Source organism: Streptomyces sp. HUAS TT11, assembly GCF_051553595.1.
Taxonomy (GTDB): Bacteria; Actinomycetota; Actinomycetes; order Streptomycetales; family Streptomycetaceae; genus Streptomyces.
The window spans coordinates 3,475,154-3,493,050 of the sequence record NZ_CP196184.1 but is presented as its reverse complement, the minus strand read 5'-3'; the positions used below and the strand labels follow the sequence as shown (position 1 = coordinate 3,493,050).

Genomic DNA, 17,897 nt, shown 5'->3' with positions numbered 1-17,897 from the left:
GGTACTGGAGCAGACCCATGGGTATGCCGGGGTTGTGGACAACTCGTGGTGCGGGTGTGTGCGGCCGGGCGCGCTAGGGTCGACGGCATGGCGGACACCCCTCTTGACCTCACGCTGGACGCGGCGCGGCTGACCGCGCGGCTCGTCGACTTCCCCTCCGAGAGCGGCAAGGAGAAGTCCCTCGCGGACGCGATCGAGGCCGCCCTGCGCGATCTGCCCCATCTGACGGTCGATCGGCACGGCAACAACGTCGTGGCCCGGACCCGTCTCGGACGGCAGGAACGCGTCATTCTGGCGGGCCACATCGACACGGTCCCCATCGCCGACAACGTGCCCTCCCGCCTCGACGCGGACGGCGTGCTGTGGGGCTGCGGCACCTGCGACATGAAGTCGGGCGTCGCGGTCCAGCTCCGTATCGCCGCGACCGTCCCCGCACCCAACCGCGACCTCACCTTCGTCTTCTACGACAACGAGGAGGTCGAGGCGCACCTGAACGGTCTCGGGCATGTGGCGGACGCCCGTCCCGACTGGCTGGAGGGCGACTTCGCGGTGCTTCTCGAGCCGTCTGACGGCCAGGTCGAGGGCGGCTGCCAGGGCACGCTCCGGGTCGAGTTGAGGACCAGGGGCGAGCGGGCCCACTCGGCGCGCAGCTGGATGGGCTCCAACGCGATCCACGCGGCGTCCCCCGTCCTCGCCCGACTGGCCGCCTACGAACCGCGCCACCCGGTGATCGACGGCCTGGAGTACCGGGAGGGCCTGAACGCGGTCCGTATCTCGGGCGGGGTCGCCGGAAACGTGATCCCCGACGAGTGCGTGGTCACGGTCAACTTCCGCTACGCCCCGGACCGCACCGAGGAGGAGGCGATCGCGCACGTCCGGGACGTGTTCGCGGACTGCGGGGTGGAGGAGTTCACGGTCGTCGACCACAGCGGCGGCGCCCTGCCCGGGCTGTCGCACCCCGCCGCGGCGGCGTTCATCGAGGCGGTCGGCGGCACCCCGCAGCCCAAATACGGGTGGACGGACGTGTCGCGCTTCAGCGGGCTCGGCGTTCCGGCGGTCAACTACGGACCCGGGAACCCGCATTTGGCGCACAGGCGGGACGAGCGCGTCGACACGGCCGAGATCCTCGCCGGGGAGGAGCGCCTGAGGGCCTGGCTGACGTCCTGACCTGCCGCCGGTTGTGGGGAACGTCGCTTCATGGCGGTCATGCGGGCGTACCCCGTCCTTAACCCGCGTGGATCTACGCTGGGGTGGAACGACGCCCGAGCGGAGGGAGCGCACATGCCTACCGGCAACCCCGAGGGCAAGAAGGTACCGCCGGACGAGCAGCGGCTCGGACCGGTGCTGCGCAGGCGCGGCCAGGTGACGAGGAGCACCACCGACCAGCGGCTGCTGGACGCGGGGGGACCCTCGGACTGGGTCCACACGGATCCGTGGCGTGTCCTTCGCATCCAGTCGGAGTTCATCGAGGGATTCGGCACGCTGGCCGAACTCCCGCCCGCGATCAGCGTGTTCGGCTCGGCGCGGACATCGGTGGACTCGCCCGAGTACGAGGCGGGTGTGCGACTCGGGCGCGGCCTCGTGGAGGCCGGCTGGGCGGTGATCACCGGCGGTGGCCCCGGGGCGATGGAGGCGGCGAACAGGGGCGCCTGCGAGGCCAAGGGGATCTCTGTCGGCCTCGGCATCGAGCTCCCCTTCGAGCAGGGGCTGAACCCGTACGTCGACATCGGGCTGAACTTCCGCTACTTCTTCGTGCGCAAGATGATGTTCGTGAAGTACGCGCAGGGATTCGTGGTCCTGCCGGGCGGCCTCGGCACGCTGGACGAGCTCTTCGAAGCCCTGACCCTGGTCCAGACCCAGAAGGTGACCCGCTTCCCGATCGTGCTGTACGGCACGTCGTACTGGGGCGGCCTGGTGGACTGGCTCAAGCACACCCTGGTGGCCCAGGGGAAGGCGGCGGAGAAGGACCTCCTGCTGTTCCACCTGACGGACGACGTGGACGAGGCGGTGGCGCTCGTCTCCAAGGAGGCCGCGCGCTAGCCGGCCCACCGGACGTCCGGCCGGCACCCCGGGGTGCGCCGCGTCCGCGCGCACCCCGGGCCCTGCCGGAGGCCTTCCGCGTCCGGACCCGGTCCGGGCGCCCGCCCGGCCGGCTACGCCAGCCCGCGGCGGGCGACGGCGGGCGGGCGGTGGCCCGCGATGGACGCCACCATGTCCAGGACCTGCCGTGTCTCGGCCACCTCGTGCACCCGGTACACCTGCGCCCCCAGCCACGCCGAGACCGCCGTGGTCGCCAGGGTCCCCAGCACGCGCTCCTTGACCGGCCTGTCCAGCGTCTCGCCCACGAAGTCCTTGTTGGACAGCGACACCAGCACGGGCCACCCGGTGGCGGTCATCTCCTCCAGCCGCCGCGTCGCCTCCAGGCTGTGCCGGGTGTTCTTCCCGAAGTCGTGGCCCGGATCGATCAGCACCGACTCACGCGGCACACCGAGGGCGACCGCCCGCTCGGCCAGCCCCAGGGTCACCCGGAGGATGTCGGCCATCACGTCGTCGTAGGCCACCCGGTGCGGACGGGTCCGCGGCTGCGCGCCCCCCGCGTGGGTGCACACCAGCCCCACCCGGTACCGCGCCGCGACCTCGGCGAGCCGCGGGTCGACCCCGCCCCACGCGTCGTTGAGCAGGTCCGCACCCGCCTCGCACACCGCCTCGCCGACCTCGTGCCGCCAGGTGTCCACGCTGATCACGACGTCGGGGAAGCGCCGCCGTACCTCCGCGACGAAGCCGACCGTCCGCCGTGCCTCCTCCTGAGCCGTGACCTCTTCGCCCGGTCCCGCCTTGACCCCGCCGATGTCGATGATCGCGGCGCCGTCCGCCACCGCCTGCTCCACACGCGCGAGGGCGGGCTCGTCGCGGAACGTGGCCCCCTGGTCGTAGAAGGAGTCCGGGGTCCGGTTCACGATCGCCATGATCACCGGCTCGTGCTCGCCGAATTCCCGCCTGCCCAGCCTGAGCATCCCCTGTGACCTCTTCCGTGCGTCCCGTTCCTTCGCCGCCTGCGACCTTAATCGTCGGTGCCGCATGGCACGATCTGACCCAGACGGATTCGACGTCGGCAATTCCGCGTCGGCGCGCAGCGCGCCGGCACCGAGCGTGGGGACCTCACCGATGTACATGTTCTTGTTCCTGGTCGTCGCGCTCGCCGTCGTGGTCGCCGCGGTGACTCTGGCCGTGGTGGGCGGCGGCGAGAGCGCACCCCTGCCGGAGGCGGCGCCCGAGCGCTACGACGACCCGCTGCCGCCCGACCGCCCGGTCGGCCGCGCGGACGTGGAGGCCCTGCGCTTCCCGCTGGCCGTCCGCGGCTACCGCATGGCGGACGTGGACGACGCGCTCGGCCGCCTCGGCGCCGAGATCGCCGAGCGGGACTCCCGCATCGCCGATCTGGAGGCCGCGCTCGCCGGTCCCCGCGGGCACGGCGTCACCATGGACAAGCCGGCCGACGGGGAGCAGCGATGAGCGGCGCGGCCGTCCCGGGGCCCGACGGTGTACTGCGCTGCCCCTGGGCCCTGTCCACCGAGGACTACGTGGCGTACCACGACGAGGAGTGGGGACGCCCGGTCCGCGGTGACGACGCGCTGTACGAGCGGCTGAGCCTGGAGGCCTTCCAGTCCGGTCTGTCGTGGATCACGATCCTGCGCCGCCGCGAGGGGTTCCGCGCCGCCTTCGCGGATTTCCGGATCGCCAAGGTGGCCGCCTTCACGGAGGCCGACCAGGAGCGCCTGCTGACCGACCCGGGCATCATCCGCAATCGCGCCAAGATCTCGGCGACGCTCGCCAACGCGCGGGTGCTGGCCGGCTGGGCACCCGGCGAGCTCGACGAGCTGATCTGGTCGTTCGCGCCGGACCGGGCCTCACGCCCCGCACCGAAGACGCTCTCCGACGTACCGGCGGTCACCGCCGAGTCGACCGCTCTGTCCAAGGCGCTGAAGGGGCGCGGCATCCGCTTCGTCGGCCCGACCACGGCGTACGCGCTGATGCAGGCCTGCGGGCTGGTGGACGACCACCTGGCCGACTGCGCCGCCCGGAGCAGCTGACCCCGGGCGGCGTGCGGACGTCCTCAGCGGCCCACGTACTTCGGCTTCTCCTTGCCGACGAACGCCCGCACCGCGATGGTGTGGTCCTGCGAGGCTCCCGCGCGGCTCTGCAACTCGTCCTCCTTCTCGAGGGTCTCGTCGAGGGAGTGGGCGAGGCCGAAGGAGAGGGACTCCTTCAGAGCGGCATAGGCGAGCGTCGGTCCCTCGGCCAGCGAACGGGCCACTTGCTCGGCCTCCGCACGCAGCTCGGCCGCGGGCACCAGCCGGTTCGCGATGCCCCACTCGTAGGCCTGCTGGGCGCTGACGCTGCGCGGGAAGAGCAGCAGGTCCGCGGCGCGGGAGGGGCCGACGACCCGCGGCAGGGTCCACGAGATCCCGGAATCCGCGGTGAGTGCGACCCCGGCGAACGAGGTGTTGAAGGCCGCCGTGTCCGCGACGATCCGGTAGTCCGCGGCGAGGGCGAATCCGAAGCCGGCCCCGGCCGCCACCCCGTTCACGGCGGCGACCACCGGCTTCGGCGCTCCGGCCAGCGCCCGCACGATGGGGTTGTAGTGCTCCCGCACGGTGCTCATCACCCCGCCGTCGGAGCCGGAGTCCTGGGCCTGGAGCAGTCCGATGTGCTCCTTCAGGTCCTGCCCCACGCAGAAGGCGCGGTCCCCGGCGGCGGTGAGCAGGATCGCGCGCACGGCGTCGTCGGCCGCCGCCTCCCGCGCCGCGTCCCTGAGGGCGACCTTGGTCGCGATGTTCAGGGCGTTCATCGCCTCGGGGCGGTTCAGCGTGATCGTCGCGAGTCCGTCGCTCACCTCGTAGAGCACGGTGTCGGCCATGGTGGTCCCCTCCGGTGTCGCGGCTCCGTCGTACCGGTCGGTACGCCCTGCGTCGAAGGACAGCATGGCGGAGATCATCGCTCGGGGAATGGAACGGTCGTGTGACCTGCGTCAAAGAATTCCGGTGCGGGTCCGGGACGCAGATGTCCGTGCGGGAGCGAAGTATTACAGCCACATCGCCGAATTGAGTGGTTTTGCTCGCGCGTGTTGCCCAAGCGATGCCGACTGATGTTGGTCATCGGGTCCTGCGATGCGGGATAATGGCCTGGAAGCAATGTGTTCGATGCCGGTGTCGCGTGTCCTGTGAAGGGCCGCCCGCCCTTCGGTGGGCCGTCGGCTGACGATGAGCTGGTTTCAGGAAGGGGAACGAGCATGGCGGCCATGAAGCCGCGGACGGGCGACGGCCCGCTCGAGGTGACCAAGGAGGGGCGGGGCATCGTCATGCGCGTTCCGCTCGAAGGCGGCGGTCGGCTCGTCGTCGAGTTGACCCCCGACGAGGCCGACGCGCTCGGCGACGCCCTCAAGAAGGTTGTCGGCTGACGACGCGCCAGCGACCCCGGTTTTCAGCCGCCCCGGCACCGTACGCGGTGCCGGGGCCGCTGTTTTCAAGAGGTGGTATCCCCGTCCTTCCAGGGGACAGGGCCCGTTCGCCGGGCCGGCCGGCGCCCCGGACGCCTTCCGCGGTCCGTGCGCTCAGCGCTTGACCGCGCAGAGCAGCCCGTCGCCCACCGGCAGCAGTGAGGGCACCAGGTCCGCACTCTCGCGCACCGCACGCAGCAGTTCCCGCAGGCGCAGGACCTCGGTGGGCTGGGGCCCGGAGCCCACCGTGCGCCCGTTGGCGAAAACGCCCTCGAAGACGACGAGCCCGCCCGGGCGCAGCAGACGCAACGATTCGGCGAGATAGTCCAGGACCTCGAGCCGGTCGCCGTCGCAGAAGACGAGGTCGTAGCCGGCGTCCGCGAGCCGGGGCAGCACGTCCAGCGCGCGCCCCGGAATGATCCGGGCGCGGTTGCTGGCGAAACCGCAGGCGCGGAAGGCCTGGCGCGCGAACTGCTGGTGCTCCGGCTCCGGGTCCACCGTGGTCAGCACCCCGTCCGGCCGCATGCCGTGCAGCAGATGGATCCCGGAGACTCCGCAGCCGGTCCCGATCTCCGCCACCGCCTTCGCGTCCACGGTGGCGGCGAGCACCCGCAGCGCGGCGCCCGTGCCGGGCGACACCGAGCGCAACCCCGCTTCACGGGCCCGCTCGCGGGCCCAGTGCAGCGCGTCGTCCTCGGCGACATAGGCGTCGGCGAACGCCCAGCTCGTCTGCCGGTTGCCGGTAATGACCCTCTCCTGTCCCCGTGATTGCCTGGGCGTGACTGTATCCGTTGCCACCGGGAACCCGCAGATGGGACCAGGCGTTTACAAGGGTGGGAAGAGCGACGGGGGAAAGACGGGGGCAAACGGATGGAACCGGACGCCAGGCAAGTGATCACGCAGCCGCATCAGCTCACATCAATCTCTCGCAAAACCGCTTATCCGGAGCTAACGGACGAGGTGGCTATGGTAGGGGCTCCACTGGACACCACCAGAGCCGACAGGGGAGGTGCGGCTGCGCCCGTGGATCGGGGAGGGGTGCTACGGCGCCTCCTCAGGTCGTCGGGTGAGCCGAAATCCGTGACCGACATCGCTGACAACGACCACGCTTCCGACACCGCGCAGACCGCGACCTTCGCCACCGACGCGGACTCGCAGGCGTGGACTCCGCCCACCTGGGAGGAGATCGTCAGCACGCACAGCGGCCGGGTCTACCGGCTGGCGTACCGCCTGACCGGAAACCAGCACGACGCCGAGGACCTCACGCAGGAGGTCTTCGTCCGGGTCTTCCGCTCCCTGTCGACGTATACGCCCGGCACCTTCGAGGGCTGGCTGCACCGCATCACGACGAATCTCTTCCTGGACATGGTCCGCCGCAAGCAGCGCATCCGCTTCGACGCGCTGGGCGAGGACGCCGCCGAGCGGCTGGCCAGCCGTGAGCCCACCCCGCAGCAGGTCTTCCACGACGCGCACTTCGACGCGGACGTCCAGCAGGCGCTGGACACGCTCGCCCCGGAGTTCCGCGCGGCCGTCGTCCTGTGCGACATCGAAGGACTGTCGTACGAGGAGATCGCCGCGACCCTGGGCGTCAAGCTCGGCACGGTCCGCTCCCGTATCCACCGCGGCCGCTCGCAGCTGCGCAAGGCCCTGGCGCACCGCTCGCCCGAGGCCCGCGCCGAGCGCCGTTCCTTCGTGCCCCGCGTTCCCGCGCTGGGGGGAGGGGGCGCGAGCGCGTGAGTGGATCCCGACGCCCGACACCGGCAGAACAGCACCTGGGGGACCGTCTCTCCGCCCTCATCGACGGGGAGCTCGGTCATGACACGCGTGAGCGTGTGCTGGCCCACCTGGCCACCTGCGCGAAGTGCAAGGCCGAGGCGGACGCGCAGCGCCGGCTGAAGAACGTCTTCGCCGAAGCGGCGCCCCCGCCTCCGTCCGAGAGCTTCCTGGCCCGCCTGCAGGGCCTGCCCGCGGGGGGTGACGTCGACGGCGGTGGTACGCCGCTCGGCGGGGGAGGATTCGGACGACGGCTCCCGACCGCCACCGGGCTGCCCACGGCCCCGGGCGTCTTCGGAGTGACGCCGGAACCCTTCGCCTACGTCCCCGCCGGACCGCACGCCGCCGCGGCGCTCTCCCCCTCCGACGACAGCGCCCTGTCCGCAGAGGGCGGCTTCCGCATCCATCAGGTGGGCCGCCCCGACGCCGAGCGGTCCGCCTCCCGCGGGCTGCGGTTCGCGTTCGTCGCCGCCGGCGCCGTCTCGCTGGCCGCCATCGCACTCGGCGGGGTCTCCACGGGCATCACGACCGACTCGGGCGTGGAGGCACGCGGGGGCTCCGGCAGCGGAAGCAATGTGACCCCGATGCGTTCGCCGGGCACGGGCGGGGCCACGGCGCCCGAGACCCAGCGCCGGCGCTCCGGTGCCCCGCTGCTCGGTCAGCGCACGCTCGACCGGACGCCCGCATCCACGGAGGCCTCGGCCCCGTTGCTGCCCGGAGTCTCCACGCCGGGAATCCAGGACGCCTCGGAGATCCGTGCCCTGACCGCCCCCGTGGTCGCCGCGGCCGCCGCGATGTCCCCGCTCATACGTCCGCTGACCGCGACCGCACCGGCCACGCTGACCTCGTGGTCGACCGCCCCCGCGATCATGGCCCCGGGGTCGCAGTCCACCCCGGTGCCGACCTCGTCCGCCTCCTCGTCCCCCACACCCACCTCGCGCATCGCCCGCTGAACGCGGCATCTGCGCGGCTCGCCCGGGAACCTGGTTGAATCCGGAGTGAGCCGCGCTCAGCCGATCTTCCGGGCGCGGAATCGACGATCGAGCCGCGACCGCCGGTGCCGCAGTGCCGCGGCCCGGGTGTGGGGAGAGCATGGACGAGGGGAAGCCGGTCCCCCCAGGGGATTCCGAGGCACGGCTGCCCGAGGCGCCCGACGGCGCCGCGGCGGCCCCAGACGTGGCCGGGCGCGAGCCGTCCGCGGAAGCGGCGGCCCCGGCGGGCGCCGACCGGCCGACGGACAAGAGCGACGACGGTGACTACGAACTGAGCCGTCCCCTCGCTGCGCGGGTGGGTGCCGGCGCCCGCCCCGACGGGGACTTCGAGCTGCAACGCCCCGCCGCCCCCGCACCGCCCGAGGACGGGGACGCTCTCCCCGGGACGCGGCCCGGGTCCCCCGGCTCCACGAGCGCCGACGCCGGGAGCGCCGGTGCCGCGGGGCGGTCCGCTCCCGAAGCGGCCTCCCCCGACCGCCCCGAGCCCCTGCACGCCCGTGACCCCTACGGCACCCCGCCCTACGGCGAACCGGGCCCCTGGGCGCCCGCCCCGCCGGTCCAGCACCCTGCGCGCCCGGCGGAGACCGTGGCGCCGGGGGCGATGCCCCCGGCGGACGCGCCCCAGGGCGCGGAACCGATGCCCGACGCGCCCGCGCCGGTCCCGGCCGGGACCGCCTCCGGCGCCGCCCTCCCGGCGAACCCTGCCCCCTACCCAACGGCCTGGCAGAACTACGACCCCTGGGCGTCCCGGTCGCCCTTCCAGCTGAACGGCATCCCGGCCCCCGGCGACGAGCAGCGGCGCGGGCGGCGCCGGCGCACGCTGGCGCTCGGCGCCGTGCTGATCGCACTCGTGGCCGGCGTGGCCGGCGGTGTTGTCGGTGCCGCGCTCGAGCGTGACGGCGGTGCGGGGGACATCCGGTTGCCGCAGGCCGGTCCCGAGCCCACGGGGCGTGCCGCGGACAGCGTCGCCGGGATCGCCGCGCAGGCGCTGCCCGGCGTCGTGACCCTGCACGTCAAGGGCACCGACGCCGAGGGCACCGGCACCGGGTTCGTCCTCGACGGGCGCGGACACATCCTCACCAACAACCACGTCGTCGAACCCGCCGGCACGGGCGGCCGGATAAGCGTGACGTTCAACGGGGGCGAGACGGCCCCAGCGACCGTCGTCGGCCGGGACGCCGGCTACGACCTCGCCGTCGTCGAGGTCAAAGGCGTGCGCGGACTGAGGCCCATGCCCCTCGGCAACTCCGACAACGTCCAGGTCGGTGATCCGGTCGTCGCCATCGGGGCGCCCTTCGACCTCGCGGGCACCGTCACCTCCGGGATCATCAGCGCCAAGGAGCGGCCCATCACCGCCGGCGGCGAGAAGGGCGACGGGAGCGATGTGTCGTACGTCGACGCACTGCAGACCGACGCCCCCATCAACCCCGGCAACTCCGGTGGACCGCTCCTCGACACCAGGGGCCGGGTCGTCGGCATCAACTCCGCCATCCAGTCGGCGGGCAACGGCTCCGCACAGAGCGGCGGTCAGGCCGGCTCCATCGGGCTCGGCTTCGCCATCCCGGTCAACCAGGCCAAGCGTGTCGCCGAGGAGCTGATCAACACCGGGCGGGCCACCCACCCCGTCATCGGTGTCACGCTCGACATGAACTACGCGGGGGACGGCGCGCGTGTAGGCAGTGGGGGCGCGAACCACGGCCCCGCCGTCACCAAGGGAGGTGCCGGGGACAAGGCCGGTATCGAACCCGGCGACGTCATCACCGGGGTGGACGGCGTGCGCATCCACTCCGGCGAGGAACTCATCGTCAAGACCCGCGCCCACCGCCCCGGCGACCGGCTGACACTCACCGTCGTCCGCGACGGCAGGAAACGGACGATCTCGCTCGTCCTCGGCTCCGCGGGCGGCAATTGACACGAACCTCACGAAGACGCGTCCGAAACCCGACCCTTAAGGCAAACATCCCGGAAAACCCGTCGTGTACACGCGGTCCGGGTGCCGGGACGGTACCGGTACGACGGGAACGCCGGGTACCGTGGATCCGGCCCGGACCACGGAAGACCCGCACAGACCACCGAGTGCCGAGGACCGAGGACATCGCAAGGAGCTTCAGGTGTTCAATGACATAGGACCGCTCGAGCTGCTGACGCTCGTTGTCCTCGCCGTGCTCGTCTTCGGTCCGGACAAGCTCCCGAAGATGATCCAGGACGTCACGCGGACCATTCGCAAGATCCGGGAGTTCTCCGAGAACGCCAAGGACGATATCCGGAACGAGCTGGGCCCCGAGTTCAAGGACTTCGAGTTCGAGGACCTCAACCCCAAGACGTTCATCCGCAAGCAGCTGGAGAACGACGAACTGGGGCTGAAGGAGATCCGCAACGGCTTCGACCTCAAGAAGGAGATGGCCGAGGTCACGGACGCGGTCCACGGCCGGGAGTCGGAGTCCCCGTCCTCGTCGTCCTCGTCGTCCTCGTCGTCCTCTTCGGGTTCCGTCGACATGACGAAGAAGCCGGAGAAGACCGACCCCGACGAGCGCCCGCCCTTCGACGCGGACGCCACCTGAGCCGTTCGCGCCCGCCGCGACGGGGCGTGGCACCCGTCGTGATGTGACACAGGTCATACGGCGATCGGTGGGCGTGCGGTGATATCACGACGCTCAAAAGGCCGTACGTGCCGGGCGTTTTCCTGCTGTTCGGACTGGTGTGGCTATGCTGCCCAGTTGTTGTGCGGACCGATTTCGGAGCCAGGACGCCCGTGGGGGGCGGGCCGCTCGGGTCCGACGAGAACGAGGAGGCGTCCGGGCAGATGGAGACGACGAGTCGGGTGGGCACTCAGCCGCCGGCCGCGGAGGGCGGACATCAGCTTCCCTTCGCCCGGCGTGCGGTCGACGGGTATCTCCGGGCGTCCTTCCCCTGGTACGGCCTCGACGAGGCGTTCACGGGCCCGCGCTGGCTGATGCAGGTGGGCACCGGGGCCGACGGCGTCGTGGAGCACGGATCGATCGGACACGGCGAAGAGCCCTCCGTACGCAACGAGGCCACCGAGGACAAGGAGCGGTTCGCGGTCGTGGTCACCGTGGCCGCCAACCCGGTACGGCACAGCCCGGACGGCACCGGCCTGCTGGAGGCCACGTCGGTCTCCTCCGCGGCCTGGCTCGCGGGAGTGGGGCTGCTGTCGGTCACCTGGCCCGGGCAGATGGACCACGGCCTGCGGGACGACTGGCTCGACCAGCAGACCGAGACGGCATGGGCCCTCGCCGACGACCTGTCCGGCCCCGCGTGGTCCACCCTGTCGCTGCCCGTGGACGGCGTCCCGACGTCCTTCCACTACCGAGAGTCCGAGTTCGGCTGGGTGCTGGCCGGTTCGACGCAGGCCGGGGTGCACGTGGGCGCCTACGGCAAGGGGATGAGCGCGTACGGTCTCGGCTTCTCCGTGGTCAAGGACATCGCCGCCTACGCATAGCCGGGACGACGCCGATGGGGGCGCCGTCCCGCTCGGACGGCGCCCCCATCGGTGTACGGCGCGTGGAACGACCCGATCGGCCGATCGGCCCTAGAACTTGTTCCTCGGGGTGATCCCCAGCGACATGCCCGCGAGGCCCCGCTGACGCCCGCCCAGCTTGCCAGCGATCGCGAGCAGGGCCGAGCCGGCCGGCGAGTCCGGATCGGTCAGCACCACCGGCCTGCCGTCGTCGCCGCCCTCGCGGAGACGGACGTCGATGGGGATGGAGCCGAGCACCGGGACCGTGGCACCCGTGGTGCGGGTGAGGCCGTCGGCGACCACCTGGCCGCCGCCCGTGCCGAAGACGTCCACCATCTCGCCGCAGTGCGGGCAGGGCAGGCCTGCCATGTTCTCGACCACACCGACGATCTTCTGATGGGTTTGGACGGCGATGGAGCCCGCCCGCTCCGCCACCTCGGCCGCCGCCTGCTGCGGGGTGGTGACCACCAGGATCTCCGCGTTCGGGACCAGCTGCGCCACCGAGATCGCGATGTCGCCGGTGCCCGGCGGGAGGTCGAGCAGCAGCACGTCCAGGTCACCCCAGAAGACGTCCGCGAGGAACTGCTGGAGCGCCCGGTGCAGCATGGGGCCGCGCCAGACGACCGGCGCGTTGCCGGGGGTGAACATCCCGATCGAGATGACCTTCACGCCGTTCGCCTGCGGCGGCATGATCATGTTCTCGACCTGGGTCGGACGGCCGTCGGCGCCCAGCATGCGCGGCACGCTGTGGCCGTAGATGTCGGCGTCCACAACGCCGACCTTCAGGCCGTCGGCCGCCATCGCGGCAGCCAGGTTCACCGTCACCGAGGACTTGCCGACACCGCCCTTGCCGGACGCCACCGCGTACACACGGGTGAGCGAGCCCGGCTTGGCGAAGGGGATCTCCCGCTCGGCCTGGCCGCCGCGCAACGCGGTCGCCAATTCGCGGCGCTGCTCGTCGCTCATCACGTCGAGCGTGACGTCCACCCGGGTGACGCCCTCCACACGGGAGACCGCGTCCGTGACGCGCTGCGTGATCGTGTCGCGCATGGGGCAGCCGGAAACCGTCAGGTAGACGGTGACCGCGACCGCTCCGTCCGCGCCGATCTCCACCGATTTGACCATCCCCAGTTCGGTGATGGGTCGCTGGATCTCGGGGTCGTTCACCGTCGCCAGTGCCTCGCGCACCGCGTCTTCCGTAGCCATAACCACGATGGTACGGCGCCCGACGGGGGCCCGGAACGCCCCGTCAGCGGTCGTCTACGTCACGTCCGCGGCCTCGTTCGGCCGGGAACACGCGGTGGCCGTCGGGCCGCCCGCCGTCCAGATCCCTGGCGAGGTCCTGGAGCTCGGAGCGGATCCAGTCACGGGTGGCGACCTCGCCGAGACCCGTGCGCAGCGCGGCGACCTCCCGGGTCAGGTACTCGGTGTCCGCGATAGACCGCTCGTTCTGCTTGCGGTCCTGCTCCAGGTTGACCCGGTCGCGGTCGTCCTGGCGGTTCTGCGCCAGCAGGATCAGCGGGGCCGCGTAGGAGGCCTGCAGGGACAGCATCAGCGTCAGGAAGATGAAGGGATAGGGGTCGAAGCGGAGATAGTGCGGGGCGGTGACGTTCCAGACCAGCCAGACGATGATGACGACCGTCATCCAGACGATGAACCGCCCGGTGCCCAGGAAGCGGGCGATGCGCTCCGAGAGGCGGCCGAACGCCTCGGGGTCCCACTCGGGCAGGATGCGGGTGCGCCTGCGCTGCGGCTGATCGAGCCGGATGCGGGAGCGGGTGGCGGCGGTCGCGCCGGAGGGCGTCTTCTCGCGGTCAGGCACCATCGGAGGTCCCCTCGTCGACCAGGTGGAACTCCGTCTCGCGCCAGTCGTCGGGAAGCATGTGGTCCAGCACGTCGTCCACGGTCACCACGCCGAGCAGTGCGCCGGCCTCGTCGACGACGGGCGCCGCCACCATGTCGTAGGTCGCGAAGAACCCGGCCACCACAGGCAGGGGTGCGCCGGGCGCCAGCGCCTGGAGGGCGTCGTCCAGGATGGAGCTGACGAGGGTGTAGGGCGGATCGCGCAACAGCCGCTGGAAGTGGACGGTGCCCAGGTATTTGCCGGTCGGTGTCTCGTCCGGCGGGCGGCAGACGTACACCTGGGCGGCGAGTGCGGGGGACAGGTCGGGGTTGCGGACCCGGGCCAGGGCGTCGGCGATGGTGGCGTCGGGCCGGAGCACGATCGGCTCCGTGGTCATCAGGCCGCCCGCGGTCCGCTCCTCGTACGCCATCAGACGGCGCATGTCGGCCGCGTCGTCCGGCTGCATCAGGCTCAGCAGCCGCTCCTTCTCGTCCTCCGGCAGCTCGGCGAGCAGGTCGGCCGCGTCGTCCGGGTCCATCGCCTCCAGGACGTCCGCGGCGCGTTCCTCCTTGAGCTTGCCGAGGATCTCGATCTGGTCGTCCTCCGGCAGCTGCTCGAGCACATCGGCGAGCCGGTCGTCGTCCAGGGCGGCGGCCACCTCCGCGCGCCGTTTCGCCGAGAGGTGGTGCAGCACGTTGGCGAGGTCTGCGGGCCGCAACTGCTCGAAGGTGGCCAGCAGGCTCTCGGCGCCCTGTCCCTGTTCCTCCAGGGAGAACCCGCTGACGGCGGACCACTCGACCGTGAGCGCCTCGCCCTTGCTGCGCCGGAACGTTCCTGCCCGGCCCTTGCGGACGAAGACCTTGTCGACCTGCCATTCCCGGCGGGCCGGCAGTTGGTGCACGGCCAGGTCGAGGACGGTCACGTCCTCGTCGGTCTCGGTGAGCCGGACGCGGCGGTCGAGCAGTTCCCCGAAGACGAGCCGCTCGGTGGGCCGCTGTTCGAAGCGGCGCACGTTCAGCACGCCGGTGGTGATGATCTGGCCCGACTCGATACCGGTGACCCGGGTCATGGGCAGGAAGATGCGGCGACGGGTGGTGAGTTCGACCACCAGGCCGAGCAGGCGCGGGGGACGCCGGCCGACGCGCAGCATGACGACGAGGTCGCGCAGGCGTCCCACCTGGTCGCCGTTGGGGTCGAAGACGGCGACACCGGCCAGGTGCGAAACGAAGATGCGAGGGGCGCCTGCCGCCATTCCCGCGCCTCCTGTTCCAGCCGTTTTGTCCGCTCGCGTGGGCTTCAGGCTAGCCCGTCCCGATGCGATACGCCCTGGCGAGAGGGGCGGACGGACTGGCTCCGGAGGGCTCCACGGGCACCGGTACGCTGCCGTACGCCGACGACGACTCCCGCACGAGAGGCAGCCTCATCCGTGACTGCAATCCCCCAGGGCCGTAGGCGCAGGGCTGCACTGGTGAGCGCGATCTGTGCACTGGTGGTGACGGGGACGGGGCTCACGGCGTGCGGCAGCGGCGACCCCGACGCCGGGACGAACGGGGTGGGCAAGCTGCCGGCCGGCACCATCGAGTCCCGTACGCGTGCGGCGGCGAAGTCGGCCTCGGCGCTGCGGCTGTCGGGCACTGTGGTCGGCAACGGCGGCAGCTACACCCTGGACATGCGGCTGAAGAGCGACGGGGGCACCGGGTCGGTCACCTCCAAGAGCGGCTCGTTCAAGGTGCTCAGGGTGGGCCCGCACCTGTTCCTGAAGGCCGGTGCCGACTTCTGGAACCAGGAGGGGGCCGACGGAGGCGGCGGCGATTCGGCGGCCGCGGCGAACAAGCTCGAGGGAAAGTACGTGAAGGTGCCGACGGGGGACCCGGCCTACAAGCGCTTCAGCGGGTTCACCGACAAGGACGTGCTGCTGGACAGTCTTCTCACGCTGCACGGGTCGCTGGGCACGGACGGCCACCACGAGCAGGACGGGATCCGCACGATCCGCATCACCGGCGACAAGGGCTCCGGCGGCACGCTGGACGTCTCCCTGGAGGGCACTCCGTATCCGCTGAGCCTGGTGCGCGCCGGCAACGCCGGGACCCTCCGGATGTCGGACTGGGGCAAGGACTTCTCCCTGGCCGAGCCGCCGAAGAAGGAGACGGTGGACTACGGGAAGCAGCTGCCGGCGTCCTGACGGGCGGGACCCGCCGGCGCGGTGGCCGGGTGCCGAGGGGCGGGGGAGGGGACCGCGGTGGCTACCGCCGCTTGCGGCGCAGCAGCCGGGGCAGCGCGGCCGGGATCGGACGGCGGGTCGTCGCCGGCGTCGAGGGCGGGGGAGCTGCCTGTGCATCGCTGGGCAGCGGCACCGTGGTGCCGTGGGGCTCCAGGCGCAGCACCCGGCATTCGCGGCGCCACCGCTGCGGCATCTCCTCGCCGTCGGGGGCGTTCAGCCGCTTGCCCTTCAGCTCGGCGACGGTGCTCTCCCACTCCGGCGACCCCGCCGCCAGCTCGACCACATGCGCGGGCCAGGTGACGATACGGCCCCCCTTGTCCTTGCTGCGCACCGTGACGACCGCGTCCTGGCCGTCGACCAGACCGGGCAGCGGCTGCTCGCCGGGGCCGTCGCCCACCACGCAGGCCGCGCCGTCGTGCCACACGTGCCACAGCGCCCGGGCGGGCGCGGGCATCGCGCCCTGGACCCAGATCAGCCCGGACTTCTTCGTGGCCTCCTCGACGAGGGCCCGGTCGAGCAGCTCGCTTGTCATGTGCCCAGCCTAGTGGGGCAGGGTCACAGCCAGCCGTTCCGCTTCAGCGTGCGGTGGATGCCCAGACAGATGACCACCGTGATGCTCATGATCACCGGGTAGCCGTACTTCCAGTGCAGTTCCGGCATGTACTTGAAGTTCATGCCGTAGACGCCGCAGACCATCGTCGGCACGGCGATGATCGCCGCCCACGCCGTGATCTTGCGCATGTCCTCGTTCTGCGCGACGGAGGCCTGCGCCAGGTTGGCCTGGAGGATCGAGTTCAGCAGTTCGTCGAAGCCCACCACCTGCTCGTGGACCCGGGCGAGGTGGTCGGCGACATCACGGAAGTACTTCTGGATGTCCGGGTCGACCAGCCGCATCGGCCGCTCGCTCAGCAGCAGCATCGGCCGCATGAGCGGCGCCACCGCCCGCTTGAACTCCAGGACCTCGCGCTTGAGTTGATAGATGCGGCCGGCGTCGGTGCCCCGGGGTGTGCCGCCCTTCCTGCTCGGCGAGAACACCTCCGTCTCCACCTCGTCGATGTCGACCTGCATGGCGTCGGCCACGGCGATGTAGCCGTCGACGACGTGGTCGGCGATCGCGTGCAGCACGGCCGAGGGGCCCTTGGCGAGCAGCTCCGGGTCGTCCTGCAGCCGGTGCCGCAGCGTCCGCAGCGAGCCCTGGCCGCCGTGCCGGACGGTGATGAAGAAGTCCCGTCCGGTGAAGCACATGACCTCACCGGTCTCGACGACCTCGCTGTTGGCGGTCAGCTCGTCGTGGTCGACGTAGTGGATGGTCTTGAAGACCGCGAAGAGGGAGTCGTCGTACCGCTCCAGCTTGGGGCGCTGGTGTGCCTGCACCGCATCCTCCACCGCCAGGGGGTGCAGCCCGAACTCGCTTGCGATACCGGAGAATTCGGCTTCGGTCGGCTCGTGCAGACCGATCCACACGAAGCCTCCGTCACGGCGCACCTGCCGCATCGCCTCGTGCGGGGACAGCGGCTTCTGGGTCTCGATGCGCACGCCGTCGCGGTAGACGGCGCAGTCCACGACGCAGGACGGCGTGGCCGGGTCGCGCGTGGTGTCGTACGTGCCGGTGTCCTTGCGCAGGGAGGGGCGGGACGGGCGGACCGCGGCGCGCAGGTCACGGATCATCGACATGGCAGGCTCCTTCGCAACGAGCAGCAAAGGCGCTCACGAGGGGTGGAACTGCCCGGAATGGGGACGTCCTGAGTACTGATGTTTGGCACGTCCACAAAGCGGGGAGCACCGCACCATCGCGGTGGCGGACTTCGCTACTGATTCAGATCAGTCAGATCAGGCAAAACGAAACGAAGTGCTCTTCCGCGGTGCACCGGGGATCCGGAGCGGGTCCCCCGGGGGAGGTCCGCATGGACGCGGCGCGCAGGTGAGAGGTGGCGGTCAGCCGGAACAGCTGCATCAGTGGCCGGAAGAGCGGGTGGTACTGCACGGTCGACTTCGATCCATTACAGCCCCACCTCCTCCGGCCGGTCCCTGGTGAGGGACGATCCATCCCCCGTAGGGGAGTCTCACGGTGTCGGGACTCGATCGCGACGCTG

19 protein-coding genes are annotated in these 17,897 nt (G+C 71.5%); 11 read left to right on the top strand and 8 right to left on the bottom strand.

All coding sequences use genetic code 11. From position 1 onward, the window contains the following. Positions 1-87: 87 nt before the first annotated feature. Together dapE and ACSHXN_RS15580 are read left to right on the top strand one after the other, a co-directional pair. On the top strand, positions 88-1,167 hold the full coding sequence (gene dapE / locus ACSHXN_RS15585; RefSeq protein ID WP_356106723.1) for a succinyl-diaminopimelate desuccinylase: 1,080 nt from the start codon (positions 88-90) through the stop codon (positions 1,165-1,167). A gap of 114 nt (positions 1,168-1,281) precedes the next feature. Further along, the gene (locus tag ACSHXN_RS15580; protein WP_355796603.1) at positions 1,282-2,040 is read left to right on the top strand and encodes a TIGR00730 family Rossman fold protein; all 759 of its coding nucleotides are present in this window, start codon (positions 1,282-1,284) and stop codon (positions 2,038-2,040) included. A gap of 113 nt (positions 2,041-2,153) precedes the next feature. Here ACSHXN_RS15580 and folP read toward each other — a convergent pair whose 3' ends face one another. Continuing rightward, positions 2,154-3,014: a dihydropteroate synthase gene (gene folP / locus ACSHXN_RS15575; RefSeq protein WP_355134330.1), complete on the bottom strand. Its 861-nt coding sequence runs from the start codon at positions 3,012-3,014 to the stop codon at positions 2,154-2,156. Between the two features lie 151 nt (positions 3,015-3,165). Between folP and ACSHXN_RS15570 the strand changes: the two genes are divergently transcribed. Together ACSHXN_RS15570 and ACSHXN_RS15565 are read left to right on the top strand one after the other, a co-directional pair. Then, complete coding sequence (locus tag ACSHXN_RS15570) at positions 3,166-3,513, top strand: DivIVA domain-containing protein (RefSeq protein WP_355134328.1); 348 nt, start codon at positions 3,166-3,168, stop codon at positions 3,511-3,513. Continuing rightward, positions 3,510-4,091, top strand: coding sequence for a DNA-3-methyladenine glycosylase I (locus ACSHXN_RS15565; protein WP_355134326.1), 582 nt, complete (start codon positions 3,510-3,512; stop codon positions 4,089-4,091). Before ACSHXN_RS15570 ends, ACSHXN_RS15565 begins: the two co-directional genes overlap by 4 nt. 23 nt (positions 4,092-4,114) lie before the next feature. Here ACSHXN_RS15565 and ACSHXN_RS15560 read toward each other — a convergent pair whose 3' ends face one another. Then, positions 4,115-4,918 (bottom strand): enoyl-CoA hydratase/isomerase family protein, encoded by an 804-nt coding sequence (locus tag ACSHXN_RS15560; protein ID WP_438306467.1) that lies wholly within the window; start codon positions 4,916-4,918, stop codon positions 4,115-4,117. 372 nt (positions 4,919-5,290) lie between these two features. On the opposite strand from ACSHXN_RS15560, the gene ACSHXN_RS15555 reads away from it, so the two are divergent. Then, positions 5,291-5,458: a DUF3117 domain-containing protein gene (locus ACSHXN_RS15555; protein WP_003966491.1), complete on the top strand. Its 168-nt coding sequence runs from the start codon at positions 5,291-5,293 to the stop codon at positions 5,456-5,458. A 153-nt stretch (positions 5,459-5,611) separates the two neighbouring features. Here the strand turns inward: ACSHXN_RS15555 and ACSHXN_RS15550 are convergent, their stop codons facing one another. Beyond that, positions 5,612-6,295 (bottom strand): O-methyltransferase, encoded by a 684-nt coding sequence (locus tag ACSHXN_RS15550; protein ID WP_079050381.1) that lies wholly within the window; start codon positions 6,293-6,295, stop codon positions 5,612-5,614. 240 nt (positions 6,296-6,535) lie between these two features. Between ACSHXN_RS15550 and sigE the strand changes: the two genes are divergently transcribed. The 5 genes from sigE (at position 6,536) to ACSHXN_RS15525 (ending at position 11,722) form a co-directional block, all read left to right on the top strand. Then, complete coding sequence (gene sigE, locus ACSHXN_RS15545; protein ID WP_059128364.1) at positions 6,536-7,234, top strand: RNA polymerase sigma factor SigE; 699 nt, start codon at positions 6,536-6,538, stop codon at positions 7,232-7,234. Beyond that, positions 7,231-8,223, top strand: a complete 993-nt coding sequence (locus ACSHXN_RS15540; protein ID WP_355134324.1) for a zf-HC2 domain-containing protein — start codon at positions 7,231-7,233, stop codon at positions 8,221-8,223. Before sigE ends, ACSHXN_RS15540 begins: the two co-directional genes overlap by 4 nt. A gap of 139 nt (positions 8,224-8,362) precedes the next feature. After that, positions 8,363-10,174 (top strand): trypsin-like peptidase domain-containing protein, encoded by a 1,812-nt coding sequence (locus ACSHXN_RS15535; RefSeq protein ID WP_438303257.1) that lies wholly within the window; start codon positions 8,363-8,365, stop codon positions 10,172-10,174. Between the two features lie 199 nt (positions 10,175-10,373). Continuing rightward, positions 10,374-10,823 carry a sec-independent translocase gene (locus ACSHXN_RS15530; protein WP_355134320.1) on the top strand — a complete coding sequence of 150 codons (450 nt, stop codon included), beginning with the start codon at positions 10,374-10,376 and terminating at the stop codon, positions 10,821-10,823. 242 nt (positions 10,824-11,065) lie between these two features. Next, a complete protein-coding gene (locus ACSHXN_RS15525) occupies positions 11,066-11,722 on the top strand; it encodes a hypothetical protein (RefSeq protein WP_355134318.1) in 657 nt (218 codons plus the stop codon). A 90-nt stretch (positions 11,723-11,812) separates the two neighbouring features. Here the strand turns inward: ACSHXN_RS15525 and ACSHXN_RS15520 are convergent, their stop codons facing one another. Genes ACSHXN_RS15520 through ACSHXN_RS15510 form a run of 3 tightly spaced genes read right to left on the bottom strand, consistent with a single transcriptional unit; the run spans position 11,813 to position 14,835 of the window. Then, entirely contained in the window at positions 11,813-12,946 is a 1,134-nt protein-coding gene (locus ACSHXN_RS15520) for an Mrp/NBP35 family ATP-binding protein (protein ID WP_355134316.1), read from the bottom strand. A gap of 43 nt (positions 12,947-12,989) precedes the next feature. Beyond that, positions 12,990-13,565, bottom strand: a complete 576-nt coding sequence (locus tag ACSHXN_RS15515; protein ID WP_355134314.1) for a DUF1003 domain-containing protein — start codon at positions 13,563-13,565, stop codon at positions 12,990-12,992. Then, on the bottom strand, positions 13,555-14,835 hold the full coding sequence (locus ACSHXN_RS15510) for a magnesium transporter MgtE N-terminal domain-containing protein (protein WP_438303256.1): 1,281 nt from the start codon (positions 14,833-14,835) through the stop codon (positions 13,555-13,557). Before ACSHXN_RS15510 ends, ACSHXN_RS15515 begins: the two co-directional genes overlap by 11 nt. 174 nt (positions 14,836-15,009) lie before the next feature. Between ACSHXN_RS15510 and ACSHXN_RS15505 the strand changes: the two genes are divergently transcribed. Then, entirely contained in the window at positions 15,010-15,765 is a 756-nt protein-coding gene (locus tag ACSHXN_RS15505; RefSeq protein WP_355134310.1) for a hypothetical protein, read from the top strand. 61 nt (positions 15,766-15,826) lie between these two features. On the opposite strand, the gene ACSHXN_RS15500 is transcribed toward ACSHXN_RS15505, so the two are convergent. Further along, entirely contained in the window at positions 15,827-16,336 is a 510-nt protein-coding gene (locus ACSHXN_RS15500; RefSeq protein ID WP_438303255.1) for a hypothetical protein, read from the bottom strand. Positions 16,337-16,359: 23 nt separating this feature from the next. Next, positions 16,360-17,478 carry a magnesium and cobalt transport protein CorA gene (locus ACSHXN_RS15495; RefSeq protein ID WP_355134306.1) on the bottom strand — a complete coding sequence of 373 codons (1,119 nt, stop codon included), beginning with the start codon at positions 17,476-17,478 and terminating at the stop codon, positions 16,360-16,362. Positions 17,479-17,897 lie beyond the last annotated feature (419 nt).

What these genes read in the sequence shown, in the direction of transcription:
- ACSHXN_RS15555 (WP_003966491.1), top strand. Translation starts at nt 5,291, where the DNA reads ATGGCGGCCATGAAGCCGCGGACGGGCGACGGCCCGCTCGAGGTGACC.
- ACSHXN_RS15535 (WP_438303257.1), top strand. Translation starts at nt 8,363, where the DNA reads ATGGACGAGGGGAAGCCGGTCCCCCCAGGGGATTCCGAGGCACGGCTG.
- dapE (WP_356106723.1), top strand. Translation starts at nt 88, where the DNA reads ATGGCGGACACCCCTCTTGACCTCACGCTGGACGCGGCGCGGCTGACC.
- ACSHXN_RS15580 (WP_355796603.1), top strand. Translation starts at nt 1,282, where the DNA reads ATGCCTACCGGCAACCCCGAGGGCAAGAAGGTACCGCCGGACGAGCAG.
- ACSHXN_RS15510 (WP_438303256.1), bottom strand. Translation starts at nt 14,835, where the DNA reads ATGGCGGCAGGCGCCCCTCGCATCTTCGTTTCGCACCTGGCCGGTGTC.
- ACSHXN_RS15500 (WP_438303255.1), bottom strand. Translation starts at nt 16,336, where the DNA reads ATGACAAGCGAGCTGCTCGACCGGGCCCTCGTCGAGGAGGCCACGAAG.
- ACSHXN_RS15495 (WP_355134306.1), bottom strand. Translation starts at nt 17,478, where the DNA reads ATGTCGATGATCCGTGACCTGCGCGCCGCGGTCCGCCCGTCCCGCCCC.
- ACSHXN_RS15520 (WP_355134316.1), bottom strand. Translation starts at nt 12,946, where the DNA reads ATGGCTACGGAAGACGCGGTGCGCGAGGCACTGGCGACGGTGAACGAC.
- ACSHXN_RS15565 (WP_355134326.1), top strand. Translation starts at nt 3,510, where the DNA reads ATGAGCGGCGCGGCCGTCCCGGGGCCCGACGGTGTACTGCGCTGCCCC.
- ACSHXN_RS15560 (WP_438306467.1), bottom strand. Translation starts at nt 4,918, where the DNA reads ATGGCCGACACCGTGCTCTACGAGGTGAGCGACGGACTCGCGACGATC.
- ACSHXN_RS15525 (WP_355134318.1), top strand. Translation starts at nt 11,066, where the DNA reads ATGGAGACGACGAGTCGGGTGGGCACTCAGCCGCCGGCCGCGGAGGGC.
- folP (WP_355134330.1), bottom strand. Translation starts at nt 3,014, where the DNA reads ATGCTCAGGCTGGGCAGGCGGGAATTCGGCGAGCACGAGCCGGTGATC.
- ACSHXN_RS15515 (WP_355134314.1), bottom strand. Translation starts at nt 13,565, where the DNA reads ATGGTGCCTGACCGCGAGAAGACGCCCTCCGGCGCGACCGCCGCCACC.
- ACSHXN_RS15570 (WP_355134328.1), top strand. Translation starts at nt 3,166, where the DNA reads ATGTACATGTTCTTGTTCCTGGTCGTCGCGCTCGCCGTCGTGGTCGCC.